This window comes from Brevundimonas denitrificans (assembly GCF_030160755.1).
In the GTDB taxonomy this organism is placed as follows: Bacteria; Pseudomonadota; Alphaproteobacteria; order Caulobacterales; family Caulobacteraceae; genus Brevundimonas; species Brevundimonas denitrificans.
Genome location: NZ_BSOY01000040.1, coordinates 1 through 26,598, shown reverse-complemented (window position 1 = coordinate 26,598; position 26,598 = coordinate 1). Strand labels below are relative to the sequence as shown.

Genomic DNA, 26,598 nt, shown 5'->3' with positions numbered 1-26,598 from the left:
AGCGCCGCGACCGCGGCCCGCGCCGCCCCGCCGGCGCCGAGGACAGCGACCCGCTCGCCCCGCACACCCAGCTGCGGCGCCTGTTCTGACAGCGCCGCCATCAGGCCCGACCCGTCGGTGCTGTCGGCCCGGACCCGGCCGTCCTCGAACAACAGCAGATTGGCCGATCCACAGGTCCGGGCCGTCGCGCTCGCCGCGTCCGCCAACGCCAGCGCCTGTTCCTTGAACGGAGCGGTGACGTTCAACCCCCGCAGCCGCCCGGCGCGCCCGTCCGCGACGAGGGCGGCGAAACCCTGCGCATCCTCCGGGCCGAAGGCCCGATAGTCGGCGTCCAGCCCCGCCGCTGTGATCCAGGCGGTGTGGATCGAGGGGCTCAGCGAATGGGCGATCGGCTGGCCGGCGACGCCCGCAAGCATTGTCATGACGTCAGCACCCCGGCCCGGCGCAGCTCGGCCAGCACGGGCCACAGCGGCAGGCCCAGGACGGTGAAATAGTCGCCCTCCACCGCCTCGAACAGCTGCGAGCCCATGCCTTCCAGCCGGTAGGACCCGACGCAGGCCAGGAGGTGTTCGCCCTCGGCCGCCAGATAGGCGTCGAGGAAGACCTCTGAAAACGCCCGCACCCGCATCGTCGCCGTATCGACGCCCGACCAGACGATCTGGCCGTTGCGGGCGAGGGCCGCGCCGGAATGCAGTTGGTGCGCCTTGCCGCGCATGGACATGAGCCGCGCCCGCGCCGCATCCAGGGAACCGGCCTTCGACACCAGACCCCCCTCGAAGGACAGGGTCTGGTCCGCCCCGAGCACCCAGGCCTCGGCGTCATGGCGCGACACCGCCAGGGCCTTCACCCGCGCCAGCTCGACCGCCAGCCCGGCGGCGTCGGCCGGATCGTGCGCGGCCTTGACCGCATCCTCGTCCACATCGGCGACCTGCACCGAGAAGGGTACGCCGACGTCCGTCAGCATCGCGCGTCGCGCCGCGCTTTTCGACGCCAGGATCAGCCGCTCCGGGGACGCGGTCACCAGGCTGCTCCCAGCCGCCGGGTCCGGCGCTCGTTCAACAGATTGATGATCGCCGCCGCCGTCTCCTCGACCGATCGACGGGTCACGTCGATGACCGGCCAGCCACGCCGTTCGAACGCCCGTCGGGCCTTGACCGTCTCCTCGCGCACGGCGTCATGGTCGATATAGGCGCTGGCGCGATTGGCGTTCAGCCCATCCAGCCGGTTCTTGCGGATCTGCACCAGCCGGTCCGGCGAGACGGTGAGCCCGACCACCAGCGGATTCTTAAGCCCGACCAGCCGCTCGCCGTCCTCCTGGCCCGGCACCAGCGGCACATTGGCGGCGCGGATGCCGCGGTGGGCCAGATAGATGCAGGTCGGCGTCTTGGAGGTTCGGCTGACCCCGCACAGGACGACGTCGGCGCCCTCCAGCTGGACCGCCGTGCCCTGTCCGTCGTCATGGGCCATGGCGTAGTCGAGGGCGGCGATGCGGTTGAAATAGTCCGTGTCCAGCGCGTGCTGGGCGCCCACCCGGGTGGACAGGGCCGCGCCGAGATAGCGCGAGAGGGCGCCGACCAGTGGGTCCAGCGCCGCGATCTGGGGCATGTCCAGCTTGCGGCAGCCCTCCTCCAGCTGTTCGCGCAGCTCCCGGTCGACCAGGGTGTGCAGCACCACGCCGGGCGAGGCCGCCACCTCCTCCAGCACCCGCTCCATCTGCTTGCCGGAGCGGACCAGGGCATAAATGTGCTCGATCGGGATGACGCCGTCGAACCGGGCCACCACGGCCTTGGCCATGGCGTTCAGGGTTTCGCCGGTGGAGTCGGACACCAGATGGACATGGAAATAGGTCGCCAGCCGCGTGGGGCCCGCGGCGCGGCCTGCCGAACCCGGCGTCATCGGCGGCTGTCCATGATCTTGAGACTCCTGTGGACGGGGCGGGGCGCCGTTGGGGGGCGATCGGGGCGAACGCATGCGTCTTTTCCTATAGCGGCGCCGGACCCGGGCCGCGAGCGGGGACAGAGGTGGATGGGGCGCCGTGCGCGAGCCTCTTTCATCCCAAGGCCGGTCGCCGCCGTCGATCCGCCTGTGGAGATCCTTAATGAGACGTTAACGGCGCCCAGCCGGGGAGGCCGGACGCCGGCCGCCGGACCCCGCCGTTAAGGCCTCGTTAGGATTTATCCCCGCTTTCACCAGCCCCGTGGAAGGCCGCCCCGGCGACTGTGACTGTTTGCGGAAAACCCGTCCGTAACCCGCCCAAACACCGCTTTTGTCCCCGTCGTCCCCGACCCTGACTTCTACTCCCGAAACTCAAGACTCTTTTCTTGAGAAGGATTGGAAGGGTGCGACACGGGACGGGCTTGAGCGAAACCGGGGCCCCCGGTAGGACCGGGGTCAGATGACCTCCTCACCCGATACGCCCCTGTTGCTCAAGGTTCTCGCCGGCGAGGCGACGCCGCGACCGCCGGTCTGGTTCATGCGTCAGGCCGGGCGCTATCTGCCGGAGTACCGGGCCCTGCGGGCGACGACCCCCGACTTCATCTCCTTCTGCCTCGATCCCGAGAAGGCCGCCGAGGCGACGCTGCAGCCGATGCGGCGGTTCGGCTTCGATGCGGCCATCGTCTTCGCCGACATCCTGCTGATCCCCCGGGCCCTGGGCCAGGAGGTCTGGTTCGAGGCCGGCGAGGGACCGCGCCTCGGCGCCCTGCCGCCGGTCGAGGGCATGCACGATCTCACCGCAGGGGCCGGCGAGGCCCTGAAACAGGTCGGACAGACCTTGTCGATCGTTCGATCGCAGCTTGAGCCCGAGCGCGCCCTGATCGGCTTCGCGGGCGCGCCGTGGACTGTGGCCACCTATATGCTGGACGGCGCGGCCCGGACCATCGGCAAGGGCGAGCGGGCCCAGGCCCGGACCTACGCCTATGCCGAGCCGGAAAAGGTCGCCGCCCTTCTGGACGTTCTGGTCGAGGCAACGGCCCATTATCTGAAGATGCAGGCCGACGCCGGGGCCCAGGTGCTGAAGATCTTCGAGAGCTGGGCCGAGGGCCTGCCCGACGATCTGTTCGAAAGTCTCGTCCTGCGGCCGCACCAGAAATTGGTGGGACGGGTCCGCGAACTGGGCGTGACCGTGCCCCTGATTGGCTTTCCGCGCGGCTCGGCGGCCCTGGCGGAACGCTATGCGGCCGAGGTCGGCGTCCAGGCCGTGGCGCTGGATACCGCCTGTCCGCTCGAGGTCGGCAAGCGTGTGCAGGCGATCAAGCCGATCCAGGGCGCGCTCGACCCCCTGCTGCTGCGCGCCGGCGGGCCGATGTTGGACCGCCGCATCGATCAGCTGCTCGAGGCCTGGGGGCAGGGACCGTGGATCTTCAACCTCGGCCACGGCATCCTGCCGGACGTGCCGATCGCCCATGTCGAACAGGTGCTGAAACGGATCGGCGCCCAATGAGCGGCTCCCGGAATGGCCGCCGCATCGCGGTGGTGCTGTTCAATCTCGGCGGCCCCGACGACCAGGCCTCGGTCAAACCCTTCCTGTTCAACCTGTTCAGCGACCCGGCCATCATCGGCCTGCCCAATCCGTTTCGCGCGCTGCTCGCCCGGCTGATCTCCAGTCGCCGCGAGACCAGCGCCCAGGCCAACTACGCCCTGATGGGCGGCGGCTCGCCCCTGTTGCCGGAGACCCGCCGTCAGGGGGAGGCCCTGACGCAGGTCCTCGCCGGTCTTCTGCCGGGCGACGAGGTCCGGTCCTTCATCGCCATGCGCTACTGGTCCCCCCTGACCGGACAGACGGCGGCCGAGGTCGCGGCCTTCGCGCCCGACGAGATCGTCCTGCTGCCGCTCTATCCCCAGTTCTCGACGACCACGACCCAGTCCTCGCTCAAGGCCTGGCGCGAGGCCTATGCCGGGCCGGGCGTGAGCCGGGCGGTCTGCTGCTATCCGGAGGCGCCGGGCTGGATCGAGGCCCAGGCCGACGGGGTGAGGGCGAAACTGGCGGAGGCCGGCGATCGGCCGGTCCGGGTCCTGTTCTCGGCCCACGGCATTCCCGAAAGCCTGATCGCGAAGAAGGGCGACCCTTATCAGGAGCAGATTGAAACGACCTGCGCCGCGATCGCCGCGCGAGCCGGACTGGCGGACGGCTCGTGGTCAATCTGCTATCAGAGCCGGGTCGGGCCGATGAAATGGCTGGGGCCGTCAACGCCCGAGGCGATCGCCCAGGCGGGGCGCGACGGCGTCGGCGTGGTGGTTGCGCCTGTCGCCTTCGTCTCCGAACACATCGAGACCTTGGTCGAGCTCGACATCGAATACGCCGAACTGGCCCATGAGCAGGGGGTGTCGCCCTATCTGCGCAGCCCCGCGGTCGGCGTGGCCGCGCCGTTCATCCGCACGCTGGCGGACGCCGTGGTCGACGCCTTGCCGCGGACGGGCGTCTCGCCCTACGGTCCCGGTTGCCGGGGGAACTGGAAAGCCTGTCCCCGGACCTGCGAGCGGAGAGCGGCGTGACATTCGAGATCGTCCGCGGCCTGCATATCCTGGCCGTCATCGCCTGGATGGCCGGGATGCTCTTCCTGCCGCGTCTCTATGCCTATGACGCCGAACAGGCGGACAAGGCCGAGCCGCTGCGGTCGGAGATGCGGGGTCTGCTGCGGACCTGGCAGCACCGGCTGCTGAAGATCATCATCAATCCGTCGATGACCGCCGCCTGGATCTTCGGCGTCTGGATGATCGGCATCCATATGTTCGAATACGGCGAGGGCTGGGGCTTCCTCGCCCAGCCTTGGATGGTCGCCAAATTGGCGGGAGTCATAGCCCTCAGCGGCTGGCACGGCTTCCTCGCCGGCGAGCTGAAGCGCATCAAGGCGGGGACTTCGGTCCGGTCCGGCAAATTCTGGCGCATGACCAACGAGATCCCCTTCGTGATCGCCGTGGTCATGGTTCTGTCCGTCACCACCCAGTGGACGTTTTAGGGCGCCAGCGCTCGCTGCGCGGCGGCTCACTGCTTGACCGCGCGAAGCGCCGGGCCGCGTCGGGTCGACAAGGCGGAGCCTTGTGACCGCGGCCCACAAGAATGTTGACCTCACGGCGCTCGCGTGGTTTCGCTCAGGCGAACCGCCCTGCAGGAGTCTGGGGCGGCCCCACTCTTTGCGACGCCCGCTGATCTCGCCGGGACGACCCGTCGCCTTCCCACCCGGCCGCAAGGCCAGACATCGCTGGATTTTCCGCCCGCGCGACGCCCTGTCTCGCGGCGATGCTTTTGATTGCACGCCATGACCGACATCACCGACACGCCCGAGACCGAAGAGACCGCCGGGGCCGAAGCGCCCGAGGTCGGCAACGAGCTGGCCGCCGCGGACCTGCCCATGGTCGACCAGGAGCACGGCGACGAGGATGACGACGGCGAACCGATCGTCCCCAACGGCCGCATCACCCTGCAGGAGCTGAACGAGAAGACGCCGGAAGACCTGGTCGCCTTCGCCGAAAGCCTCGAGATCGAGAACGCCGGCAACCTGCGCAAACAGGACCTCCTGTTCGCGATCCTCAAGACCCTGGCTGACGAGGAAGTCGAGATCATCGCCGACGGCGTGCTCGAGATCCTGCCCGACGGCTTCGGCTTCCTGCGCAGCCCGGACGTCAATTATCTTCCGGGGCCGGACGATGTTTACGTCTCCCCGTCGCAGATCCGTCGCTTCGGCCTGCGCTCGGGCGACACCATCCACGGCGCCGTCCGCGGCCCGCGCGAGGGCGAGCGCTATTTCGCCCTGCTCAAGGTCGACACGATCAATTTCGAGGACCCCGAGACGGTCAAGACCAAGGTCCTGTTCGACAACCTGACCCCGCTCTATCCCGAAGAGCGGCTGCACATGGAGATCCAGGACCCGACGCTGAAGGACCGCTCCGGCCGGGTGATCGATATCGTCGCCCCGCTCGGCAAGGGCCAGCGCTGCCTGATCGTCGCCCCGCCGCGGGTCGGCAAGACTGTCATGCTGCAGAACATCGCCAAGTCGATCGAGAAGAACCATCCCGAGGTCTTCCTCATCGTCCTGTTGATCGATGAGCGACCGGAAGAAGTCACCGACATGCAGCGCACGGTGAAGGGCGAGGTCATCGCCTCGACCTTCGACGAGCCGGCCACCCGCCACGTCGCCGTCGCCGAAATGGTGATTGAGAAGGCGAAACGCCTGGTCGAGCACAAGAAGGACGTCGTCATCCTGCTCGACTCCATCACCCGCCTGGGCCGCGCCTACAACGCCACCGTCCCGTCGTCGGGCAAGGTGCTGACGGGCGGCGTCGACGCCAACGCCCTGCAGCGGCCGAAACGCTTCTTCGGCGCGGCGCGCAATGTGGAGCAGGGCGGTTCGCTGACCATCATCGCCACCGCCCTGATCGACACCGGCTCGCGCATGGACGAGGTGATCTTCGAGGAGTTCAAGGGCACCGGCAACTCGGAGATCGTGCTGGACCGCAAGGTCGCCGACAAGCGCATCTTTCCGGCCATCGACGTGCTCAAGTCGGGCACCCGCAAGGAAGAGCTCACCACGCCGAAGGACCAGCTGGCCAAGACCTATGTCCTGCGCCGCATCCTCAACCCGATGGGGCCGCAGGATGCGATCGAGTTCCTGATCGACAAGCTGCGTCAGTCGAAGAACAATGCGGACTTCTTCCAGTCGATGAACACGTGATTTTGGGCCCTAAGCTCGCGACGCGGTCGCCCGCGGCTTGAGGGCCGGTCTGTTTCACGTGAAACACGCCCTCAAGTAGTCGGGCGCCGCGCGTCCGACGATAGGGCAAGGAGACGTCATGAAGGTCAATGTCGAGGTCGAATGCACCCCGGAGGAGGCGCGTGCCTTTCTCGGCCTGCCCAATGTCGCGCCGCTGAACGATCATCTCGTGGCCGAGATGAAACGCCGCATGGACGAGAACATCACGGCCATGCAGCCCGACGAACTGATGAAGACCTGGACCAGTTTCGGAATGCAGGCCCAGGACCAGTTCCGCAAACTGATGGAAGCCGCGGTCAAGCCGTGACGAGCGTCTCCTCCCCACAACGTGGGGAGGGGGACCACCCCAAGGATGGTGGAGGGGTATACCTCCGGACACCGTCCGATGCGGCCGAGCCCCTCCACCGCTGCGCGGTCCCCCTCCCCATTTCATGGGGAGGGGACACGACATGAGCACCATCTTCGCCCTCGCCACCCCTTCCGGCCGGGGAGCGATCGCCATCCTGCGTCTGTCCGGTCCGGGGACAGACGCTGCCCTGACCGCCCTCGGCGCCGGCGGACTCAAGCCGCGCTACGCCGCGCTTCGCGATCTCTCCCATGAGGGCCGCGGCATAGACCAGGCGCTCGTCCTCCGCTTTCCCGCCCCGAACTCCTACACCGGCGAGGACTGCGCCGAATTGCACCTGCACGGCGGCCGCGCGGTGGTCGAGGCGGCAGGGGAGGCCTTGGCCGCCCTCGGTCTGCGGCCGGCCGAGCCGGGCGAGTTCACCCGTCGGGCCTTCGAGAACGGCCGCATGGACCTGGCCCAGGCCGAGGCGGTCGCCGATCTGATCGACGCCGAGACCGCCGCCCAGGCCAGCCAGGCCCTCGGTCAGCTCGATGGCGCCCTGAGCCAGACCTATGCCGGTTTCCGCCGCGACCTCCTGACCGCCCTGGCCCTGGTGGAGGCCGAGATCGACTTCCCGGACGAGGAGGTCCCGGACAATCTGGCCCGGTCCGCCGGACCGGTGCTGGACCGGTTGATCGGCGACCTGAAGGCCGCGCTCGCGGACGCCCGACGCGGCGAGCGGGTGCGCGAGGGCTATCGCATCGTCCTGATCGGCGAGACCAACGCCGGCAAATCCTCCCTGTTCAACGCCCTGGTTGCGAGGGAGGCGGCCATCGTCACCCCGATCGCCGGGACGACGCGCGATGTGCTCGACGCCGACCTGATCATCGGCGGCTATGCCGTGACCCTGTCCGACACCGCCGGCCTGCGCGACAGCACCGATCCGGTCGAGGCCGAGGGCGTACGCCGCGCCCGCGCCCGGGCCGAGGCGGCGGACCTGCGTCTGTGGATCCGGGGTCCCGACGATGCGGAGGGCGACGCCGCCGGCTTTGCCCGGCCAGGCGATCTTCTGGTCCTGACCAAGGCCGATCTCGGCGCGGCCGCGGCGGTTCAGGGGTTTGAGGCCCTGTCGGTGAGCACCGCGACGGGGCAGGGGCTGTCCGACCTTCATGACTGGATCGCCGCCCGGCTGGGCCGCGACCTGTCCGGCGCCGATTTCCCCGCTGTCACGCGTGAGAGACATCGCCGGCGGCTGGCCGAGGCGCTCGCCGCGGCCGAGGCCGGACGCGTCGCGCTCGAGGTTTCGCCCGAGATGGCGGGGGACGACCTGCGTCGCGCCGCCGGCGCCCTGGCCCGCGTGACGGGCGCCATCGGGGTCGAGGATATCCTCGGCGAGGTGTTCTCGACCTTCTGCATCGGAAAGTGAGTCGTTTCACGTGAAACAGACGGTCGGCCGAGGTGGCGGACAGGGCGGTTTTGCCCTATGTGCGCGCCCATGAAGGGTTTTGACGTCATCGTCTTCGGCGGCGGTCACGCCGGCTGCGAGGCCGCGGCCGCGGCCGCGCGTGCGGGCGCCCGCACGGTCCTGTTGACCCAGAAGCTCGAAACCATCGGCGAAATGTCCTGCAACCCGGCCATCGGCGGTCTGGGCAAGGGCCATCTGGTGCGCGAGATCGACGCCATGGACGGGCTGATGGCCCGGCTGGGCGACCGGGCCGGCATTCAATTCCGCCTGCTGAATCGCTCCAAGGGCGCGGCGGTGCGCGGCCCTCGCAGCCAGATCGACCGCCGCCTCTACCGCGAGGCCATGCAGGCCGAACTGGCGCAGACCCCCAATCTGTCGCTGATGGCCGGCACGGCCGAACGCCTGATCCTGGACGGCGCCCGGGTCGTCGGCGTGGTGACGGGCGAGGGGGTCGAACTCCGCGCCGGCGCGGTGGTCCTGACCACGGGCACCTTCCTCAACGGCGTCATCCACAAGGGCGATCAGCGCATTCCCGCCGGCCGTCACGGCGAGGCGCCGTCCACCGGCCTGGCCGCCGACCTCTACGGAGCCGGCCTGCAGATGGGGCGGCTGAAGACCGGCACCCCCGCCCGTCTCGATGGCCGGACCATCGCCTGGGACCGGCTGGAGATGCAGCAAGCCGACGCCGAGCCTGTGCCCTTCAGCTTCCTGACCGGGCGGATCGAGGTGCCCCAGATCGCCTGCGGCGTGACCCATACGAACGAGGCCACGCACCGGATCATCGCCGACAACCTGGGCGACAGCGCCGTCTATGGCGGCCACCTGTCCGGACGCGGTCCGCGTTACTGCCCCTCGATCGAGGACAAGGTGGTCCGTTTCGCCGACAAGACCTCGCACCAGATCTTCCTCGAGCCGGAGGGACTCGACGATCCGACCGTCTATCCGAACGGCATCTCGACCTCGGTCTCGGACGCCACCCAGTCGGCCTTCCTGCGCACCATTCCGGGGCTGGAGACGGTCGAGGTGTTCCGCTTCGGCTACGCCATCGAGTATGACTATGTCGATCCGCGCGAACTGACCCCCGCCCTGGAGGTCAAGAAGCGGCCCGGCCTGTATCTGGCCGGCCAGATCAACGGCACCACGGGCTATGAGGAGGCGGGCGCGCAGGGCCTGCTGGCCGGACTGAATGCCGCCCGCGCCGCGGCCGGGACCGATCCGGTCGTCCTCGGCCGCGACCAGGCCTATATCGGCGTCATGGTCGACGACCTGGTCACACGCGGGGTGACCGAGCCCTACCGGATGTTCACCAGCCGGGCCGAATACAGATTGACGCTCCGCGCCGACAACGCCGATCAACGATTGACGCCTCTGGCGATCGAGGCGGGAATCGTCTCCCCGGCCCGTCGGGCGGCATTCGAGACCAAGGCCGCCGAACTGGCGCAGGCCGCAGCCCTCGTTCGCGACGCCAGGTTCACGCCCCGGGAGGCCGCGGCCTTTGGAATCGCGGTCAACGCCGACGGTCAGCGCCGCTCTATCCGCGATCTGCTGGCCTTTCCCGGCGTCGACCTCAGCCAGTTCACGGCGGCCTTCCCGGCCATCGCCGACTGGTCCGCCCAGGTCCGCGAACAGGTCGAGATCGATGCGGGCTACGCCGGCTATCTCGACCGCCAGGCCTCGGACGCTGCGGCGCTGCGGCACGAAGAGGCCCTGGCCCTTCCGGTCGACCTCGACTACGCCGCCATCGGCAGCCTCTCGAACGAAGTGCGCGAGAAGCTGACGCTGATCCAGCCCCGCACCCTCGGTCAGGCCGGCCGTATCGAAGGCATGACCCCGGGCGCCCTGACGGCCCTCCTGTCGCATGTGAAGAAGGCGAAGGTCGCGGCGTGAGGGATCTGCCGATCAGTCTCCTCCCCCTCATGGGGGAGATGTCGCGCCGCGCGTGCGGCGTGACGGAGAGGGCTCAGCCGCACCACCCCCTCCACCATGCTTCGCATGGTCCCCCTCCCCCAAGAGGGGGAGCAGGCCCGGTATGACTCCCTCCGAATTCCAGACCCTTCGCTCTGCCACGCCCGCGCAGATGGCGGACCTCGAAACCCTGATCGAGCGTCTGACCGCAGCCAATGCGGTGATGAACCTGATCGGGCCCGACACCCTGCCGGACGTCTGGAACCGCCACATCTTCGATTCCGCCCAGTTGCTCGATCTGGCTCCGGACGCCGCGACCTGGGCGGATCTCGGCGCCGGCGCCGGCTTCCCCGGCCTGGTGCTCGCCATCCTGCTGAAGGACCGGGCCGACAGCCATGTCTGGTTGATCGACAGTCTGGGCAAACGCTGCCGCTTCCTGCAGGAGGTCGTGGACGCCCTGTCTCTGCGGGCGACCGTGGTCAACGGTCGGGCCGAGGAGCAGCGGATCAAGGTCGATGTCGTCACCGCCCGGGCCCTCGCCCCGATGGAGCGGCTGCTCGGCTATGCACAGCCTTATCTACAGCGCGGCGCACAGGGGCTGTTTCTCAAGGGGGAAAAGGCCGAGGCTGAGTTGATCGAAGCCCGCAAGGTCTGGCAGTTCGACAGCGACCTCTCCGTCTCGCGCAGCGACCCGCGCGGCCGTATCGTTTCCGTCCGGAGCCTCCGACGTGTTCAAAGCCGGTAAGACCCGCGTCCTCGCCGTCTCCAACCAGAAGGGCGGCGTGGGCAAGACCACCACGGCGATCAACCTCGGCACGGCCCTGGCCGCGATCGGCGAAAAGGTGCTGATCGTCGACATGGACCCCCAGGGCAATGCCTCGACCGGTCTGGGTGTTCCACGTGAAACACGGCGGGTCACCATCTATGACGTCATTGTGGACGGGCGTTCGGTGGATGAATCCGCTGTCCCGACTACGGTGCCCGGGCTGGATATCGTGCCGGCGGACGCCGACATGTCGGGCGTCGAGATCGAGCTCAGCCAGGCCGACCGCCGCTCGTTCCGCCTGCGCGACGCCCTGCAGGGGCAGGGGGCCGAAGGTCAGGCCCGGTATGACTACGTCCTGATCGACTGCCCCCCGTCGCTCAACCTCTTGACTCTCAACGCCATGGCGGCGGCGGACGCCGTTCTTGTGCCCCTGCAGTGCGAGTTCTTCGCGCTGGAGGGGCTGACCCAGCTGATGAAGACCATCGAGATGGTGCGGCAGAGTCTGAACCCGACGCTGGAGATCCAGGGACTGGTCCTGACCATGTACGACCGGCGCAGCACCCTGTCCGGACAGGTCGCGGCCGATGTCCGCAGCCATTTCGGCGACAAGGTCTATGAGGCGGTGATTCCGCGGAACGTCCGCGTGGCCGAGGCGCCGTCGTTCGGCAAGCCGGCTCTGATCTACGACCTGAAATGCGCCGGCAGCCAGGCCTATCTGCGTCTCGCCCGAGAGGTGGTGGCGCGCGAAAAATCCCGCCGGCTCCAGGCCGCGTGAGCATGACCAGAAGAACGGAATCAGTCAGTTGAGCGAACGTCAGCGCGGCCTCGGCCGGGGCCTCTCCGCCCTTCTCGGAGAACAGGTGGCCGAGAGCGCGCCCGTCGACGGCGCGCCCGCGCCGGTCGGCGTCCGCATGGCCCCGATCGAGAGCCTCAAGCCCAACCCCGACCAGCCGCGCAAGATCTTCGACCGCGACGATCTGGAGGAACTGGCCGCCTCGATCCGCGACAAGGGCGTGCTGCAGCCCATTCTCGTCCGCTCCCATCCGAAGGAGGACGGCGTCTGGCAGATCATCGCCGGCGAGCGCCGCTGGCGCGCGGCGCAGCTGGCGCGGCTGACCGAGGCCCCGATCATCGTCAAGGAGATGGACGACGTCGCGGTGTTCGAGGTCGCCATCATCGAGAACGTCCAGCGCACCGACCTCAATCCGCTGGAGGAGGCGGACGCCTATCGCATGCTGATGGAGCGGTTCGGCCGCACCCAGGACGCCGTCGCCGGCGTGGTCGGCAAGAGCCGCAGCCATGTGGCCAACACCCTGCGCCTGCTGCAGCTGCCCGAAGAGGTCCTGCAGCACGTCCGCACCGGCAAGCTCAGCGCCGGCCACGCCCGCGCTCTGATCACCGCGCCCGATCCCGTCGCCCTGGCCGATCAGATCGTGGCCGAGGGGCTCAACGTCCGTCAGGCCGAGGCCCTGGCCCGCCGCGCCGCCGAGGGGCCGAAGAGCCGCAAGCCCGGCGCGCCTCCCGCGGGCGGCGAAGGTTCGGCTGATGTCGCCGCGCTGGAACAGGATCTGGCCGACGCCCTCGGCCTCAAGGTCCAGCTGGCCGATCGGGGCGGCAAGGGGGAGCTGACCATCAGCTACGGCACCCTGGAGCAGCTGGACGACCTGTGCCGCCGATTGATGCGCGGCTGAAGCCAGTCCGTGCTAGGCTGTCGGCATGACCGACAAGCCTTCCAATCCGACCGCCGAAGCCATGAAACGCGCGCTCGCCGCCAAGAAGGCCGGGGGCGGGCCCTCGCACGGCGGCCTTCAGAGCTCCGCCCGGGCCGAGGAAAAGGCGCAGCAGGCCCGCAGCGCCGCCCTCGCCAAGCCCGCCTTCCGCAAGGCGTCGAAGCGGGGCTGACGCCGGCTAGAGGCCCAGCCTCCGGGCCCGCGCCGAGATTTCCAGCAGCAGCCGTTCGGCGATCAGCTGGTCAGGCGAGCCCGTGGTCTTGGTCGCGACATCGGCCGTATTGACGCTGTCCAGCACGCGATCGAGGTCCTCGAGCCGCCAGCTACGGGCCTGGCGCAGCATTTCCGCCTCCTGCTTCCAGAACACGCCCGCCGCCTTGGCCGCCTCCTTGGCTCCGGCCCCGTTGGCCTGAAGCACATTGATCCGCCGCAGCTTGCCGAGATGGATGGAGGCCTGTCTCACCGCCATGACAGGGGATTCCCCCTCGGCGAGGGCGCGTCGCAGACCCGACTGGGCCGGGGCGGGCCGTCCTCCGAAGGCCTGGAGCGCGGCGTCCTGCAGCGAGGCGTCGGCCTCGACTCCCAGATGCCGCTCCAGCTCCTCCACATCGATGGTCTTGCCCGAGCCCGGGCCGATATAAAGGGCCAGACGTTCGATCTCCTGCCGCATCAACCCGCGCTCGCGGGGCAGGCGGCTGACGAACCGGTCGAGGGCGTCGCCGGTGAGGCCGACCTTGTCCGCCGCCAGCGCCTCGCGCGTCATCCGGGCGATGTCGCCGGTCTCGTCCTCGTAGCAGGCGATGCCGACCGCGCCTTGTGCGGCCTCGGCCGCCTTGCGCAGGGCCGAGTCGCGGCCCAGGGCGCCGGCCTCGATGACCAGCATGGCGTCGGGATTGTAGCCGCCCTCGGCATGGACCTTGAGCGCCGCCGCCAGCGCCTTGTCGATCGACGCCTTCTCGGACCCCAGCCGGACGCGGACCAGACGCCGGCCGCCGATCATCGACAGGGCGGTCAGGGCCTCTTCCAGCCGCGCCTCGTCCCCGTCGATATCGCTGTCGGTCAGCAGGGTGACGTTGAAGGGGTCGTTGAGGTCGGGCGTGATCGCCTTGCACAGGATCTCGGCGCGTTCGCCGACGCCCGACCGGTCCTTGCCGTGGATGACGGCGGCGCGGACGCCCCGGTCCGGCGACTTGAGGAAGCGATCGACCTCGGGGCGTTTCGCCAGGATCATGGGGCGTGCATCATGGCCGGGCCGAAAGCGCCCGCATCAGGTCGAGCCGGATCAGACGGGCCAGTTCGGCGGCGGCGCGCTCCTCGCCGTCCTGCTGCGCCGCGATGGCGGCGAACGGCTGGTCGGCGGCGGCATAGGTGGTGGTGACGGTCTCGACGCCCGAGACGGCCGGACCGCCGCCGGTCGGGGTCAGGATCCAGGCTCCGCGGACGGTCAGTTCATAACGGGTCGCGGTGTCGTCGATGCGCCGGCCCAGCGGACGCCGCGACTGTTCCAGTACGGTCTCCAGCCGCCAGAGCGGGGCCTGGGCGCCGTCACGGCCCAGCGCGTCCTCGAGCTGTTCCCGCACGCGGTAGCCGAGGCGGTCGTCCTGGGTGGTCACGGCGATGCGCGACAGGGACGACCCGACGGCCGTCTCTCCATACAGGGGGGTGAAGCCGCAGCCGGCCAGTCCCACGAGCGCGACAAGACCGATGGCGAGGCGACGCATCAGCCGACCACCAGATTGACGATGCGATCCTTGACCACCACGATCTTCCTCACCGTCTGACCCTCCAGCCGCGCCTGGACGTCGGGATCGGCCATGACGATGGCCTCGACCTCGGCCGGCTCCAGCCCCCGGGCGACACGGATCTCGCCGCGTCGCTTGCCGTTGACCTGGATCGGCAGGATCACCTCGTCGTCGGCCGCCAACGCCGGGTCGAATTCCGGCCAGGGCGCGTCCAGCACCATCCCCTCTTCGCCGAGCCGCGTCCAGCACTCCTCGGCCAGGTGGGGGGTGAAGGGAGCGACCAGCCGGACGAGCGCCGACAGGGCCTGACGCCGCGCGGCGCCGCCCGCCCCACCGTGATCCCTCACGACGGCGACGAAGGCGTAGAGTTTGGCGATGGCGGAGTTGAAGCGGAAGCCGCTGACGCCCTCGGACACCGCCTTGATGGCCTTGTGCGTCTCGCGGACCAAGGCGGCGTCGGACTCATGGGCGGGGGCGTCGGGATCGAAACCGTCGACCTCGGTCCAGACGCGCTGGACGAAGCGGGCCGCGCCCTCGACGCCACCGGGCGTCCATTGCACGTCGCGCTCGGGCGGGCTGTCGCTGAGGACGAACAGCCGGCCGGCGTCCACGCCATAGGTGTCGACGATCTCCTGCGGGGCGACGACGTTCTTCTTCGACTTGGACATCTTCTCGATGTCGCCGATCGTCAGGGCCTCGCCGGTGGAGAGCTGCCGCGCCGAGCGTTTGCCGGCGTCGTTGGTCAGTTCGACGTCGGTGGGCTCGACCCAGCCGCCGTCAGCCCGACGGTAGGTCTCGTGGATCACCATGCCCTGGGTGAAGAGGCCGGCGAACGGCTCGCGCACCGACATCAGGCCGGCGTCCGACAGGGCGCGGCTGATGAAGCGGGCATAGAGCAGGTGCAGGACCGCGTGCTCGACTCCGCCGATATACTGATCGACGGGCAGCCATTTGTCGGCGGCGGCGCGGGAGATCGGTTCGGCCGCGGCCGGATCGGTGAAGCGGGCGAAATACCAGCTCGAGTCGACGAAGGTGTCGAGCGTGTCAGTCTCACGCACCGCCTCGCCGCCGCAGGTCGGGCAGGAGACGTGTTTCCAGGTCGGGTGGCGATCGAGCGGATTGCCCGGCGTGTCGAAGGTGACGTCCCGGGGCAGCTCGACCGGGAGCTGGTCGACCGGAACGCCGACAGGGCCGCATTTCGCACAGTGGATCACAGGGATGGGACATCCCCAGTAGCGCTGGCGGCTGACGCCCCAGTCACGCAGACGGTAGATGGTCGCGCCCTGGCCCGCGCCCGCCGCCTCGATCCGCCGGATCGCTTCGGCCTTGGCGGCCTCGATCTCGAGCCCGTTCAGGAAGTCGGAGTTGAACAAATGCCCGGGCCCGACATAAGCCTCTGTTTCGACGTCGAAACCTTCATCCGCGCCGTCTGGTCTCACGACCGGGACGACGGGCAGGCGATATTTGCGGGCGAAGTCGAGATCGCGCTGGTCGTGGGCCGGGCAGCCGAAGATGGCGCCCGTGCCGTATTCCGACAGGATGAAGTTGGCGATCCAGACGGAGACCTCGCGCCCGTCGAACGGATGGATGACCTTCAGGCCCGTGTCGAAGCCGATCTTTTCAGCCTGTTCGATCTCCGCCTGGGTCGAGCCGCCCTTGCGGCATTCGGCGACGAAGGCGGCGGCGTCCGGGTTGGTTTGGGCGATGGCCCGCGCGACGGGGTGGTCGGGGGCCACGCCCATGAAGCTGGCGCCGAACAGGGTGTCGGGGCGGGTGGTGTAGATCTCCAGGCCGTCCGGCGCGGCGGCGGGCGCCTCGCCCGACCATTTCCACGTCATCTGCAGGCCCTTCGACCGACCGATCCAGTTCTCCTGCATCAGCCGCACCTTGTCGGGCCAGCGGCCTTCCAGTTCCTTGAGGCCCTCGATCAGGTCGTCGGCATAGTCGGTGATGCGCAGGAACCACTGGTTCAGCTTGCGCTTCTCGACCACCGCGCCCGAGCGCCAGCCGCGGCCGTCGACGACCTGCTCATTGGCGAGAACCGTATTGTCGACCGGATCCCAGTTGACGACCGAGTCCTTGCGGTAGACCAGGCCGCGCTTGAGCAGCTCGAGGAACCAGGCCTGCTGCTTGCCGTAGTAGGCCGGGTCGCAGGTGGCGAACTCGCGGCTCCAGTCGAGCGACAGGCCCAGCAGTTTCAGCTGGTCGCGCATGGCGGCGATGTTGGACCAGGTCCAGTCGCCGGGGTGGACGCCGCGCTCGATGGCGGCGTTCTCGGCCGGAAGTCCGAAGGCGTCCCAGCCCATGGGATGCAGGACGTCGAAGCCCTGCGCCCGCTTCGACCGCGCCACCACGTCGCCCATGACGTAGTTGCGGGCGTGGCCCATGTGGATGGCCCCCGACGGATAGGGGAACATCTCCAGCACATAGTATTTCGGCCGTCCCGTGCCTTCGGTCGGCATGCGGAAGGCGTCTGCGGCCGCCCAGCGGGCCTGCTGGCGGGGTTCGGCGGTCTTGGGTTCGTAGCGAACCGGGGTCTTGGCCACGGGAGTCTTTCAGGCTGCTCCTTCAGGAACAGGCCCGACGGAGGCTAGGCGGTGGGGAGGGTGGTCAGCCGGCGTTGGAAAGGTTGAGCTGGCGCGCCTTGGTCAGGATGGCGTTTTCCAGGTCGGTCTCGGTCTGGGCCGCGACGCGGGCGCCGGTCCAGCAGCCGGCGGTGTCGACTTCGGCGTCGGCGTCGGCCGGATTGGGCGTGCAGCCGGGCCGCAGGACCTGTTTGGTGATGCTGACGTTCAGGGCGTCGGCGCGCAGGCGGCGGTCGAGAATGAACACGGTCGCCTTGAAGCGCTCGTTCGGCGTCTGGGGATCGATGTACCAGCTATAGTTGATGACGCCGCCCCAGGGATCGGCGTTGGCCAGCGGCATGAAGCTCAGCGTGTCCAGTGTGGCGCGCCACAGATAGGCGTTGACGCCGATGCCCGTCTGCGCGTTCGCTGCAGCCTGGGCGCTGCCCCTGCCGCTGAAAACCTCGCCCACCGTCGGCCCGAACGGGCGACCGGAGGAACAGCTGCTCAGCAGAACGCACGAGGTGATCAGGGCGACCGTCGCGCCGCGAACCAGCACCATCGAGACTTCTCCATAAGATCATGACGTGCAGCGGACCGGTTCCGACGCACGCGCTGGCCCTACCGAACGCGGTCTGAGCCGAAGCGTCGCTCTATAACACGGCGAAAAGGGGCTATGACAAGGCGAAGACGCATTCGGACGAGCGGCCGGCGGCCGTGAGCGGGCGGGACGGGAGCGCGGGGCCGGATTCGCGTGACGCTCGCGCCACAGGAGTCTTCCAGAGTCGCAGGGAACCGGGTCGTGGCGGCGCCGTTTCGTTGACCGGGCTGACCAGCGGTGTCTTATTGCTGGTGATCGCGACTGTCGTCGTGACGTGAAGGGCATGACATGCGCCGAATGACGCTGATCGCCGGACTGACCGGGGGGCTTACGCTCTTCGTAATGGCCGACGTCGCCTCGGCCCAGACCGCCCCGGCGCGTACGCGCGCGCCCGCTGTGTCCCTGACCGAAGCCCAGGCCGCCCGCGCCGCCGCGGCCCAGCCCGGTTCGTCCCGCCTCCGCTTCACCGAGCGCGGCCGCTGGGGCCTGGATCTGAACCTCAGCCAGCCCGTCGGCCGTGACAGCAATCTCGGCGACGTCGAGGCCGGGGCCTATTACCGGGTCAATCCGCGTCTGCGCGTCGGCGCCGCCGCCGGCCTGGCCGAGCCGGAGAGCGATCCGGCCCGCGCCCCCCAGACCGATCGCCGGGCCGCGCCGCGCTTCCGGCTGGAATCGATCTTCCGCTTCTAGTCCGGCCCGAACGCCGCCTGGATCGCCGACACCCCCGCCAGACCGCACGCGCCCGAGCCGATGAGGCTGCGCGCATTGCCCGCGCCGATCCCGCCGAGGGCGTAGACCGGGCAAGGGGCGGCTTCGACCCACGATGCAAAGCTCGTCAGACCCAGCGCCGGGCGATCCGCCGAGGCCCCGCCGGCCGCAAACACCGGCGATAGGATCAGGGCGTCCAGCCCCGGCGTTCCCAACATCGCCCGGGCATGCGCCGCGCCGGTGACGATCCAGCCCGGCCGGATTGCGGCCAGCCCCGCCGCCTCATCCAGCGCCCGTTCAGGCAGATGGACTCCGTCCGCCCCGACCGCCTCGGCCAGTTCCGCGTCCCGTCCGATCAGCAGCAGGCCGTCGCGACTCCGCGTGGCCTCCCTGAGACGCAGGCCTGTCTCACGCGCATCGGCCCGGCCGAAATGCCGGAACACCACGCCTGAGCCGACCGGCAGCCGCGCCGCCGTCTCCCAGGGCCTCGGCGTCCGGTCGGGGTCGGTGAAAAACAGCAGGGGCGGCAAGCTCGGGATGGCGGGATCACGCGCCCCGCTGACTTTGGCGGCGTCCCGTGCGAGGACGCTGGCGGCTTCCCACAGGATTTCGGCGTCCGCCCGGTTCATGACCCCCTCTTCTCCCGAACCCGTTCTGTCGTCCAGCGCCGTCGCCGTGCGGCTGGAAACCATTCAGCGGCGCATCGCCGCCGCCTGTCGCGCCTCCGGCCGGGCGGTCGACGGCGTCACCCTGACCGCCGTGTCCAAGACCCAGCCGCCCGAGGCCATCGCGGCGGCGCTCGCCGCGGGCCAGCGCGTCTTCGGTGAAAACCGGGTGCAGGAGGCGCAGGGCCGCTGGAACGACCGCCGCGAGGGTGTCTCCGGACTTGAGCTCAGGCTGATCGGGCCGCTGCAATCGAACAAGGCCGCCGACGCCGTCGCCCTGTTCGATGTGATCGAGACCCTCGACCGGCCGAAGCTGGCCGATGCGCTCGCCACCGCGGGCGCCCGCGCCGGCAAACCCGTCCGCGTCCTGATCCAGGTCAACACCGGCGCCGAACCCCAGAAGGCCGGCGTCCTGCCCGGCGACGCCGGCCAACTCATCGAATACGCCCGAACCGCGGGCCTCGTCGTCGAGGGCCTGATGTGTATCCCGCCCGCCGACGAGGCGCCGGGACCCCATTTCGCCCTGCTGCGCAAGATCGCGCGCCGGCACGGGCTGGAGACCCTGTCCATGGGAATGAGCGGGGACTTCGAGACCGCGATCCGCTTCGGCGCGACCCATGTGCGGGTGGGATCGTCGCTGTTCGGGGAACGAAAAGGCCCCGAAACCCCCTCTATGGACTGAAAACCGCTCCGCTTTCGGTCCGACCCTTGGCGGATCGGGCGACGCTCGCCATTCTGGTACCCATGCCCACGCCCAAGACCATCCTGATCATCGACGACGACGACGACCTGCGCGAGGCCCTGGCCGAGCAGCTGGCGTTGCACGAGGCCTTTCGCCCGGTCCAAGCCGCCACGGCGGCCGAGGGCGTACGGATGGGCCGCGAGGTCCGCGCCGACCTGATCCTGCTGGATGTCGACCTGCCCGACATGGACGGCCGCGAGGCCTGCCGCCTGCTGCGCAAGGACGGGGTTTCGACCCCGATCATCATGCTGACCGGCCAGTCATCGGACTCCGACACCGTGCTGGGGCTGGAGTCAGGGGCCAACGACTATGTCACCAAGCCCTTCCGCTTCGCCGTGCTGCTGGCCCGCATCCGCGCCCATCTGCGCAGCCACGAACAGTCCGAGGACGCCGTCTTCCGCATCGGCCCCTATGAGTTCCGCCCGGCCGCCAAGGTCCTGATCGACGACAAGGGCCGGAAGGTCCGGTTGACGGAAAAAGAGACCAACATCCTCAAATACCTCTACCGCGCCGGGGCCAAGGCCGTGTCGCGCGAGGAACTGCTGACCGAGGTCTGGGGCTACAACGCCGGGGTCACGACCCATACGCTGGAAACCCACATCTACCGCCTGCGGCAGAAGATCGAGCCCGAGCCCGGCCAGGCCCGGTTGCTGCTGACCGACGCGGGCGGGTACCGGCTGCAGCCCTAGCCGGGCCGCCATTCACTGAGCACCGCGCCGGCCGCCCCATCCTCGAAAGCGATGCGATCCACCGCTGCGCCGACGACGCAGGCGGGCGGCCGGTCCGGCGAGACGACCCGGCAGCGGATCACCCGCTCGTCCGCCCACCCGACCAACCGGCCTTCCAGAACCAGCCGGTAGCCTTGTGCCGGCCTCGCGACCGGCGCCTCGCCCTCGGCGCGGACCGTATGGGTGAAGGTCTGATCGCCGGCGCGACCCACCCGCGACGCGCCTGTCGGGCGAACCATGACAAGGGCGGCGACCCGGGCCGGGGGCGGGACAGCCGGGGCGTCCGCTTCCCGGATGCTCCAGGCCGGGCATGCTTCCGACCGCATCCATGGCTGATTGATCCAGACGCCGGACAGGGTTTCGAGCCCCTCGGGGGCCGGGCCGGATACGTCGCCGTCCGTCCAGTCCGAGGGGGACAGCGTCAGGCGGATCGCCCGCCCGTCGTCGGAGATGGCCCAGCGGGGCCTTCCTTCAGAGTTTGCGGCTCCAACGGGCGGAACGCCTTCCGGGCCGAAACAGCCGAACGCCACTCTCAGGGAGAAGGAGCGGCCGACCAGGGGATCGGGCCCGGCGCGCGCGACGCCCGCCGCGGCGTCGGAGGCCGCCGCGTCGATGGCGGTGAGAATGGCCGCCCTGTCCAGTGTCGGCGAGGGCGCGGGCGCGGGTCCCGGCGCCGGCGGTGCGGCCGGTTCGACGGCCCGGTCGCAGCCAACGACCACGCTTCCCGCCAGAACCAGCGCCGTCGCGGTCCGCCGACAGGCCTTCAACTCAAAAACCATGGAACAAGCCTAGCACATCGTCCGCTTGGACAAGGGGCGCCCGGGCGGGGGTCCCTTTCAAGAAGCCGCCGGGGGCCAGCGCCGTTCCATGACCTTCGATCAAATCGCGGCCCTGGCGATTCTGACGGCGGTTGTCGGCGTCCTGATCCATGGCCGGGTGCGGGCCGACGTCGTCGCCCTGACCGGGGCGGCGACCCTGCTGCTGCTGGGCGTCGTGCGGCCGGTCGAGGTGCAGGGGGCGTTCGCCAGCCCCGCCGTCATCGCCCTGGCCGGGCTGTTCGTCATCGCCTACGCCATCGAACTGTCCGGCCTGCTGGGGCTTATGATCCGCGAGGCCACAAAGCTGGCGGCGCGGGTGGGCGCGGTCGGCGTGTGGGCCGTAATCGGCATGTGCGGGGTCCTGGGCGGCTTCCTCAACAATACCCCGGTGGTTGTGCTTGCGGCCCCGGTGATCCGCGACGTCGCCCAGTCGCTGAAGCTGTCGCCCAAACGCTTTCTGATGCCGCTCAGCCACGTCTCGGTGCTGGGCGGGCTGATGACCCTGATCGGCACCTCGACCAATCTGCTGGTCAACGACATGGCCCGCAACGCCGGCCAGCCGGTCTTCACCCTCTTCGAAATCACGCCCGTGGGCCTGAGCATCGCCGTCGTCGGCGGCCTGTGGCTGTATTTCGTCGGTGCGCGGCAGCTGGGGCGAAGCGTGGCGGCCGACGAGGCGGAACAGGCGCGGCTGGCCGAGATGGAAGAGGCGCGCCGCAAGGCGGCGGCCGAGACGGCGGCGCGCAGGCGTCGCATTCTCCCGTTCAATCTGCCGCGCCTGGGCGAGGCCCGCACCCACGCCGACGGTTCCGGCGACGCCCACCTGGGCGACGTGGCCCTGTTCGGTGCGGCCGATCGCCCGTTCCACCTGCGTCGCGCCTCGATCGCCCTCGGGGTGTTTGTTGCGGTGGTCGTTGCCGCGGGGCTGGGTCTCGTCCCCATCGCCGCCTCGGCCTTCGCCGGGGCCGTGGCCCTGATCCTCCTGCGGGTGATCACGGCGGAGGAGGCCTATGCGGGGCTGCGGCCGGAGATATTGCTGCTGATCGCCGGGATGGTGGTCATCGGGATCGCCATTGAGGTCACCGGCCTGGCCGCGACCGGGGCGCATATGCTGATAGGCGTGATCCGGCCGTTCGGGCCGCTGGCCGCCCTGATCATCCTGTACGGAGTGACGCTGTTCGCGACGGAACTGCTGTCCAACGCCACGGTGGCCGTGCTGATCACCCCGATCGCGGTGGCCCTCGCGGAAAGTCTCGGGGTGGATCCCCGGCCGTTTCTGGTTTGTGTGATGATGGCCGCTTCGGCCGCCTTCGCCACGCCGTTCGGCTATCAGACCAATGTGCTGGTCTTCCAGATGGGCAATTACAGCTACATGGATTTCGTGCGCGTCGGCGTTCCGCTGAACCTGATCACCTGGGTGGCGGCCATGATCGCCATACCGATCTTCTTCCCGTTCTGAGCCTCAGACCGCCAGGTCCATCGTCACCGGGGCGTGGTCGCTGGGCTGGGTCCATTCGCGGACCGTGTCGTGGATGCGGGCGCTGCCGGGAGTCACCGCCGGGGTCAGGCCGGGCGAGGTCCACAGGTGGTCGAGGCGCAGGCCGCGGTTCGACTTGCGGAAGTCGGCGGCGCGATAGCTCCACCAGCTGGCCAGCTTGGTCGGCTCGGGGATCTGCTCGCGGACCACGTCGGCGAAACCGCCCGCCGCCTGAAGCCGGCGCAGGGTCTCGACCTCCAGCGGGGTGTGGCTGACGATCTTCGACATATAGCGGTGGTTCCAGACGTCGTTCTCGCCCGGCGCGATGTTAAAATCGCCGGCCAGCACCAGCGGCCGCTGCTTGTCGCGCCCGGCCATCTCGGCCGTCAGCCGCTCGTAGAAATCCATCTTGTGATCGAATTTCGGGTTCAGCGCCCGGTCGGCGACGTCGCCGCCGGCGGGGATGTAGAAATTCTGCACCTCGACGCCGTCGACCATGACCCCGACGCAGCGGGCGTGGCCTTCGCGGCAGACGTCGAGGACGGGCGCCTCGACGATCGGCTTGCGGCTGGCGATCGCCACCCCGTGCCAGCCCTTCTGGCCGCCGATCTTCAGATGGGGCAGGCCCATGGCTTCAAAGGCGGCGCGGGGAAACTGGTCCTCCAGGCATTTGATCTCCTGCAGACACAGGACGTCCGTCCCGCTCTCGGCGACGAACCGCGCGACCTGGTCGATGCGCAGGCGGACGGAATTGATGTTCCAGGTGGCGATGCGAAGCATGGACGTGGCTCTAGCATCTTCGGACCGGGATCGTTGACCCCCTTGCTATCGTCATTCCGGGCGGAGCCTCGCTCGCGAGGCGCAGACCCGGAACCCAGCGGCGCGCGTGAGCGCGAACCTGTCGGGAGCGCGGGCGTCAGCCAATCCGGCGGTGTTTCGCCGCCTTCGCGGCGCCGCTGGGTTCCGGGCCTCCGCTGCGCTGCGCCCGGAATGACGAAAGCACAAAAAAGCGCCCGGTCGGGGGGACCGGGCGCTGGAAGGTTCGTCTCTCTCGCCGCCGGGAAGGGGATGAAATCCAGAGCGGTTCAGATCGGCTCCCGCCGACCTGTGATGAAAGTGCCACGGTCGGAAAAAAATGTCAAACCGCCGCTCGCGCCTCAGGCGAAATCAGTTCCGCCCCGGACGCCGGGTCGGATCGCGCAGCTGGAACAGGCTGGCGGCCAGGTTCGGGGCCGGGGTCAGCGAGGTCAGCTGGGTCCGGGTGCTGCCGCCCTGGGCGTCGCGAATGGTCCATTCGTGCAGGCGAATGGGGTTGCCGGCGAACGAAAGGATCACGGAGCCCTCGTTGGGCCGGCGCGCGTCGCGGGCCGTGATGGCGAAGGCGCCGGAGGCCATGCGGGTGACCCGGTCGATGCGCACGCCCTGATCGAAGCGGACATTGCGGGCGAGGAAGGTCGACAGGGGGGTGGCCCCCAGCGGCACCTGACGAAACACGTTCAGGCGCGGGTCGTAGCGTTTGACGTTGGAGCCGTCCGAGACGACCAGCAGGCCGGCCGGGTTGGTGTATTCAAACCGCATCTTGCCCGGGCGCTGCAGGAAGAAGCGGCCTTCGCGGCGTTGGGCGCCGGAGGTCTCGACGAAATTGCCCTGGGCCGAGGTCAGGCCCTGCAGATAGGTCTGCGCCTGGGCCAGGACGGCGCGATCCTCGGCGGACAGGGCGCTCTGTGCGGCGGCAGGTATGGCGGCGACCGCGGCGAGGGCGGCGGATCCAAGTGCGAAGGCGCGGCGTGAGACAGTCATCAGGGTCTTCTCCCGTTCGGGATGGTTGTTGATCATGCCGTCATGCGGAACGGGAAAGGCGCGGGCATGGCCCGAGCCTGACCATATTCCGACCTTCGGATGAAGCCTCGTTCAGCTTTCAGGCGATGACGACGGGGCCCAAACGCGGCAGGAACGCGGCCGTTGCCTGCTACATCGGCGGCGGGCCCGCCAGAATATCGCGTTTCCCGGCGTGGTTGGCAGGGCTGACCACGCCCTCCTGCTCCATCCGCTCGATCAGGGAGGCGGCGCGGTTGTAGCCGATCTGCAGGCGGCGCTGGATGTAGCTGGTCGAGGCCTTGCGGTCGCGGGTGACCACGGCCACGGCGCGGTCATACAGATCGTCGCCGGAACCGCCGCCGCCCTCGTCGTCGAATCCGGCCGCGTCGCCGTCGCCGTCCGGATCGTCGGTGATCAGGTCAAGGTAGTCGGGCTCGCCCTGGCTGCGCAGGTGTTTGCAGACCTCGTCGACCTCCTGATCGGTCACGAAGGGGCCGTGCAGGCGGGTGATGCGGCCGCCGCCGGCCATGTAGAGCATGTCGCCCTGGCCCAGCAGCTGCTCGCCGCCCTGCTCGCCCAGGATGGTGCGGCTGTCGATCTTGGAGGTGACCTGGAAGGAGATCCGGGTCGGGAAATTGGCCTTGATCGTGCCGGTGATGACGTCGACCGAGGGGCGCTGGGTGGCCATGATCAGGTGAATGCCGGCGGCGCGGGCCATTTGGGCCAGCCGCTGGACGGCGCCCTCCACATCCTTGCCGGCGACCAGCATCAGGTCGGCCATCTCGTCCATGACGACGACGAGGAAGGGCAGGGGCTCGGGGCGGATCTTCTCGGATTCATAGACCGGGCGGCCCTGTTCATCGAAGCCGGTCTGGACGGTGCGTTCGAAATGCTCGCCCTTGGCCTGGGCCTCGCGGGCGCGTTCGTTGTAGGAGGCGATGTTGCGCACGCCGAGCTTGGACATCCGCCGATAGCGGTCCTCCATCTCGCGTACGGTCCATTTCAGGGCGACGACGGCCTTCTTGGGATCGGTCACCACCGGGGCCAGCAGGTGCGGGATGCCGTCATAGACGCTGAGCTCCAGCATCTTGGGGTCGATCATGATGAAGCGGCACTCGGCCGGGCTGTGCCGGTAGAGGATCGACAGGATCATGGCGTTGACCCCGACCGACTTGCCCGAACCGGTGGTGCCGGCGATCAGCAGGTGGGGCATGCGCGCGAGGTCGGCGACATAGGGCTCGCCGCCGATCGTCTCGCCCAGGGCCAGCGGCAGAAGATGGGCCGGCTTGTCGTATTCGGTCGAGGCCAGCAGGTCGCGCAGATAGACGGTCTCGCGCTTGGCGTTGGGCAATTCGATGCCGATGGCGTTGCGGCCCGGCACGACCGAGATGCGGCAGGCGCGGGCGGACATGGAGCGGGCGATGTCGTCGCTGAGGGCCACGACACGGCCGTGCTTCACGCCGGGAGCGGGCACCAGTTCGTACAGGGTGACGACGGGGCCGGGGCGGATCTGGTCGATCACGCCGCGCACGCCGAACTCCTGCAGCACGCCCTCCAGCATCTTGGCGTTCTGCTTCAGGGCCTCCTCGTCCACCGAGGCGACGCGCTTGGCCGGCTTGGTCAGCATCGACAGCGGCGGCAGGTCGAAGCCGGTCGAAGGGCGGGCGAAATCGAAGGCGGCCTGACTGTCGTCGGCCTCGCGGCGGGGCTTCGGCGCCTTGGCGGCGGCGACCTTCGGTTCCGGCGCGCCGCGCACGGGGTCAGGGGCCTCCCACGGCGGGGCCGGGTCGAGGACGGCGGGGCCGTCGTCCAGCTCCAGCGCCGGGCGGGG

The 26,598-nt window shown here is 69.4% G+C and carries 27 protein-coding genes; 15 read left to right on the top strand and 12 right to left on the bottom strand.

From position 1 onward, the window contains the following. The 3 genes from QQJ79_RS09750 to QQJ79_RS09740 all read right to left on the bottom strand — a co-directional run. Window positions 1–422: shikimate dehydrogenase family protein (locus QQJ79_RS09750; protein ID WP_431307590.1), on the bottom strand; the 422-nt coding region annotated here is incomplete at its 3' end. Next, window positions 419–1,021, bottom strand: coding sequence for a Maf family protein (locus QQJ79_RS09745; RefSeq protein WP_284222736.1), 603 nt, complete (start codon window positions 1,019–1,021; stop codon window positions 419–421). The genes QQJ79_RS09750 and QQJ79_RS09745, both read right to left, overlap by 4 nt. Then, window positions 1,018–1,896: a pyruvate, water dikinase regulatory protein gene (locus QQJ79_RS09740; RefSeq protein WP_284222735.1), complete on the bottom strand. Its 879-nt coding sequence runs from the start codon at window positions 1,894–1,896 to the stop codon at window positions 1,018–1,020. Before QQJ79_RS09740 ends, QQJ79_RS09745 begins: the two co-directional genes overlap by 4 nt. A 499-nt stretch (window positions 1,897–2,395) precedes the next feature. Here QQJ79_RS09740 and hemE point away from each other — a divergent pair, with 499 nt between their 5' ends. The 11 genes from hemE (at window position 2,396) to QQJ79_RS09685 (ending at window position 13,076) form a co-directional block, all read left to right on the top strand. Then, window positions 2,396–3,442, top strand: a complete 1,047-nt coding sequence (hemE, locus tag QQJ79_RS09735; protein WP_284222734.1) for a uroporphyrinogen decarboxylase — start codon at window positions 2,396–2,398, stop codon at window positions 3,440–3,442. Beyond that, complete coding sequence (gene hemH, locus QQJ79_RS09730; RefSeq protein WP_284222733.1) at window positions 3,439–4,494, top strand: ferrochelatase; 1,056 nt, start codon at window positions 3,439–3,441, stop codon at window positions 4,492–4,494. Before hemE ends, hemH begins: the two co-directional genes overlap by 4 nt. After that, window positions 4,491–4,958, top strand: a complete 468-nt coding sequence (locus tag QQJ79_RS09725) for a CopD family protein (protein WP_284222732.1) — start codon at window positions 4,491–4,493, stop codon at window positions 4,956–4,958. Before hemH ends, QQJ79_RS09725 begins: the two co-directional genes overlap by 4 nt. A gap of 300 nt (window positions 4,959–5,258) precedes the next feature. After that, window positions 5,259–6,671, top strand: coding sequence for a transcription termination factor Rho (gene rho, locus QQJ79_RS09720; RefSeq protein ID WP_284222731.1), 1,413 nt, complete (start codon window positions 5,259–5,261; stop codon window positions 6,669–6,671). 118 nt (window positions 6,672–6,789) lie between these two features. After that, on the top strand, window positions 6,790–7,017 hold the full coding sequence (locus QQJ79_RS09715) for a DUF6489 family protein (protein WP_284222730.1): 228 nt from the start codon (window positions 6,790–6,792) through the stop codon (window positions 7,015–7,017). Window positions 7,018–7,159: 142 nt separating this feature from the next. Further along, window positions 7,160–8,464 (top strand): tRNA uridine-5-carboxymethylaminomethyl(34) synthesis GTPase MnmE, encoded by a 1,305-nt coding sequence (gene mnmE, locus QQJ79_RS09710; protein WP_284222729.1) that lies wholly within the window; start codon window positions 7,160–7,162, stop codon window positions 8,462–8,464. 69 nt (window positions 8,465–8,533) lie between these two features. Further along, window positions 8,534–10,390, top strand: a complete 1,857-nt coding sequence (gene mnmG, locus QQJ79_RS09705; RefSeq protein WP_284222728.1) for a tRNA uridine-5-carboxymethylaminomethyl(34) synthesis enzyme MnmG — start codon at window positions 8,534–8,536, stop codon at window positions 10,388–10,390. Window positions 10,391–10,532: 142 nt separating this feature from the next. Continuing rightward, complete coding sequence (gene rsmG, locus QQJ79_RS09700; RefSeq protein WP_284222727.1) at window positions 10,533–11,153, top strand: 16S rRNA (guanine(527)-N(7))-methyltransferase RsmG; 621 nt, start codon at window positions 10,533–10,535, stop codon at window positions 11,151–11,153. Beyond that, window positions 11,137–11,949, top strand: coding sequence for a ParA family protein (locus QQJ79_RS09695; RefSeq protein ID WP_284222726.1), 813 nt, complete (start codon window positions 11,137–11,139; stop codon window positions 11,947–11,949). Before rsmG ends, QQJ79_RS09695 begins: the two co-directional genes overlap by 17 nt. A gap of 28 nt (window positions 11,950–11,977) precedes the next feature. Then, complete coding sequence (locus tag QQJ79_RS09690; RefSeq protein ID WP_284222725.1) at window positions 11,978–12,865, top strand: ParB/RepB/Spo0J family partition protein; 888 nt, start codon at window positions 11,978–11,980, stop codon at window positions 12,863–12,865. 25 nt (window positions 12,866–12,890) lie between these two features. Then, entirely contained in the window at window positions 12,891–13,076 is a 186-nt protein-coding gene (locus QQJ79_RS09685) for a hypothetical protein (RefSeq protein ID WP_284222724.1), read from the top strand. A 6-nt stretch (window positions 13,077–13,082) separates the two neighbouring features. Here the strand turns inward: QQJ79_RS09685 and holA are convergent, their stop codons facing one another. The 4 genes from holA to QQJ79_RS09665 all read right to left on the bottom strand — a co-directional run bounded on the left by holA (window position 13,083) and on the right by QQJ79_RS09665 (window position 17,772). Continuing rightward, window positions 13,083–14,135 carry a DNA polymerase III subunit delta gene (holA, locus tag QQJ79_RS09680; protein ID WP_284222723.1) on the bottom strand — a complete coding sequence of 351 codons (1,053 nt, stop codon included), beginning with the start codon at window positions 14,133–14,135 and terminating at the stop codon, window positions 13,083–13,085. A 10-nt stretch (window positions 14,136–14,145) separates the two neighbouring features. Then, window positions 14,146–14,625 (bottom strand): LPS assembly lipoprotein LptE, encoded by a 480-nt coding sequence (gene lptE / locus QQJ79_RS09675; RefSeq protein WP_284222722.1) that lies wholly within the window; start codon window positions 14,623–14,625, stop codon window positions 14,146–14,148. Next, a complete protein-coding gene (gene leuS, locus QQJ79_RS09670; protein ID WP_284222721.1) occupies window positions 14,625–17,192 on the bottom strand; it encodes a leucine--tRNA ligase in 2,568 nt (855 codons plus the stop codon). Before leuS ends, lptE begins: the two co-directional genes overlap by 1 nt. Window positions 17,193–17,256: 64 nt before the next feature. Continuing rightward, window positions 17,257–17,772, bottom strand: coding sequence for a DUF3576 domain-containing protein (locus QQJ79_RS09665; protein ID WP_284222720.1), 516 nt, complete (start codon window positions 17,770–17,772; stop codon window positions 17,257–17,259). A gap of 336 nt (window positions 17,773–18,108) precedes the next feature. Here QQJ79_RS09665 and QQJ79_RS09660 point away from each other — a divergent pair, with 336 nt between their 5' ends. Further along, entirely contained in the window at window positions 18,109–18,501 is a 393-nt protein-coding gene (locus QQJ79_RS09660) for an NtrZ family periplasmic regulatory protein (RefSeq protein ID WP_284222719.1), read from the top strand. On the opposite strand, the gene QQJ79_RS09655 is transcribed toward QQJ79_RS09660, so the two are convergent. Beyond that, complete coding sequence (locus QQJ79_RS09655; protein ID WP_284222718.1) at window positions 18,498–19,148, bottom strand: thiamine phosphate synthase; 651 nt, start codon at window positions 19,146–19,148, stop codon at window positions 18,498–18,500. The two genes, QQJ79_RS09660 and QQJ79_RS09655, sit on opposite strands and share 4 nt — an antisense overlap. Between QQJ79_RS09655 and QQJ79_RS09650 the strand changes: the two genes are divergently transcribed. Next, on the top strand, window positions 19,147–19,866 hold the full coding sequence (locus QQJ79_RS09650) for a YggS family pyridoxal phosphate-dependent enzyme (protein WP_284222717.1): 720 nt from the start codon (window positions 19,147–19,149) through the stop codon (window positions 19,864–19,866). The genes QQJ79_RS09655 and QQJ79_RS09650 overlap by 2 nt on opposite strands. Before the next feature lie 62 nt (window positions 19,867–19,928). After that, window positions 19,929–20,615: a response regulator transcription factor gene (locus tag QQJ79_RS09645; protein WP_284222716.1), complete on the top strand. Its 687-nt coding sequence runs from the start codon at window positions 19,929–19,931 to the stop codon at window positions 20,613–20,615. On the opposite strand, the gene QQJ79_RS09640 is transcribed toward QQJ79_RS09645, so the two are convergent. Then, the gene (locus tag QQJ79_RS09640) at window positions 20,612–21,433 is read right to left on the bottom strand and encodes a hypothetical protein (protein WP_284222715.1); all 822 of its coding nucleotides are present in this window, start codon (window positions 21,431–21,433) and stop codon (window positions 20,612–20,614) included. The two genes, QQJ79_RS09645 and QQJ79_RS09640, sit on opposite strands and share 4 nt — an antisense overlap. A gap of 88 nt (window positions 21,434–21,521) precedes the next feature. Here QQJ79_RS09640 and QQJ79_RS09635 point away from each other — a divergent pair, with 88 nt between their 5' ends. Next, complete coding sequence (locus QQJ79_RS09635) at window positions 21,522–22,931, top strand: SLC13 family permease (RefSeq protein ID WP_284222714.1); 1,410 nt, start codon at window positions 21,522–21,524, stop codon at window positions 22,929–22,931. Window positions 22,932–22,934: 3 nt separating this feature from the next. On the opposite strand, the gene QQJ79_RS09630 is transcribed toward QQJ79_RS09635, so the two are convergent. From QQJ79_RS09630 to QQJ79_RS09620, 3 genes are all read right to left on the bottom strand, one after another. Then, a complete protein-coding gene (locus QQJ79_RS09630; RefSeq protein WP_284222713.1) occupies window positions 22,935–23,729 on the bottom strand; it encodes an exodeoxyribonuclease III in 795 nt (264 codons plus the stop codon). Between the two features lie 387 nt (window positions 23,730–24,116). Beyond that, window positions 24,117–24,785, bottom strand: coding sequence for a LolA family protein (locus QQJ79_RS09625; protein WP_284222712.1), 669 nt, complete (start codon window positions 24,783–24,785; stop codon window positions 24,117–24,119). Window positions 24,786–24,918: 133 nt separating this feature from the next. Then, window positions 24,919–26,598 (bottom strand): DNA translocase FtsK (locus QQJ79_RS09620; protein WP_284222711.1); only part of this gene is annotated, 1,680 nt, incomplete at its 5' end.

What these genes read in the sequence shown, in the direction of transcription:
- mnmG (WP_284222728.1), top strand. Translation starts at nt 8,534, where the DNA reads ATGAAGGGTTTTGACGTCATCGTCTTCGGCGGCGGTCACGCCGGCTGC.
- QQJ79_RS09645 (WP_284222716.1), top strand. Translation starts at nt 19,929, where the DNA reads ATGCCCACGCCCAAGACCATCCTGATCATCGACGACGACGACGACCTG.
- QQJ79_RS09625 (WP_284222712.1), bottom strand. Translation starts at nt 24,785, where the DNA reads ATGATCAACAACCATCCCGAACGGGAGAAGACCCTGATGACTGTCTCA.
- hemE (WP_284222734.1), top strand. Translation starts at nt 2,396, where the DNA reads ATGACCTCCTCACCCGATACGCCCCTGTTGCTCAAGGTTCTCGCCGGC.
- QQJ79_RS09660 (WP_284222719.1), top strand. Translation starts at nt 18,109, where the DNA reads ATGACGCTGATCGCCGGACTGACCGGGGGGCTTACGCTCTTCGTAATG.
- QQJ79_RS09715 (WP_284222730.1), top strand. Translation starts at nt 6,790, where the DNA reads ATGAAGGTCAATGTCGAGGTCGAATGCACCCCGGAGGAGGCGCGTGCC.
- mnmE (WP_284222729.1), top strand. Translation starts at nt 7,160, where the DNA reads ATGAGCACCATCTTCGCCCTCGCCACCCCTTCCGGCCGGGGAGCGATC.
- QQJ79_RS09740 (WP_284222735.1), bottom strand. Translation starts at nt 1,896, where the DNA reads ATGACGCCGGGTTCGGCAGGCCGCGCCGCGGGCCCCACGCGGCTGGCG.
- rho (WP_284222731.1), top strand. Translation starts at nt 5,259, where the DNA reads ATGACCGACATCACCGACACGCCCGAGACCGAAGAGACCGCCGGGGCC.
- hemH (WP_284222733.1), top strand. Translation starts at nt 3,439, where the DNA reads ATGAGCGGCTCCCGGAATGGCCGCCGCATCGCGGTGGTGCTGTTCAAT.
- QQJ79_RS09685 (WP_284222724.1), top strand. Translation starts at nt 12,891, where the DNA reads ATGACCGACAAGCCTTCCAATCCGACCGCCGAAGCCATGAAACGCGCG.
- lptE (WP_284222722.1), bottom strand. Translation starts at nt 14,625, where the DNA reads ATGCGTCGCCTCGCCATCGGTCTTGTCGCGCTCGTGGGACTGGCCGGC.
- QQJ79_RS09655 (WP_284222718.1), bottom strand. Translation starts at nt 19,148, where the DNA reads ATGAACCGGGCGGACGCCGAAATCCTGTGGGAAGCCGCCAGCGTCCTC.
- rsmG (WP_284222727.1), top strand. Translation starts at nt 10,533, where the DNA reads ATGACTCCCTCCGAATTCCAGACCCTTCGCTCTGCCACGCCCGCGCAG.
- QQJ79_RS09635 (WP_284222714.1), top strand. Translation starts at nt 21,522, where the DNA reads ATGACCTTCGATCAAATCGCGGCCCTGGCGATTCTGACGGCGGTTGTC.
- QQJ79_RS09640 (WP_284222715.1), bottom strand. Translation starts at nt 21,433, where the DNA reads ATGGTTTTTGAGTTGAAGGCCTGTCGGCGGACCGCGACGGCGCTGGTT.
- QQJ79_RS09665 (WP_284222720.1), bottom strand. Translation starts at nt 17,772, where the DNA reads ATGGTGCTGGTTCGCGGCGCGACGGTCGCCCTGATCACCTCGTGCGTT.
- QQJ79_RS09650 (WP_284222717.1), top strand. Translation starts at nt 19,147, where the DNA reads ATGACCCCCTCTTCTCCCGAACCCGTTCTGTCGTCCAGCGCCGTCGCC.
- QQJ79_RS09630 (WP_284222713.1), bottom strand. Translation starts at nt 23,729, where the DNA reads ATGCTTCGCATCGCCACCTGGAACATCAATTCCGTCCGCCTGCGCATC.
- holA (WP_284222723.1), bottom strand. Translation starts at nt 14,135, where the DNA reads ATGATCCTGGCGAAACGCCCCGAGGTCGATCGCTTCCTCAAGTCGCCG.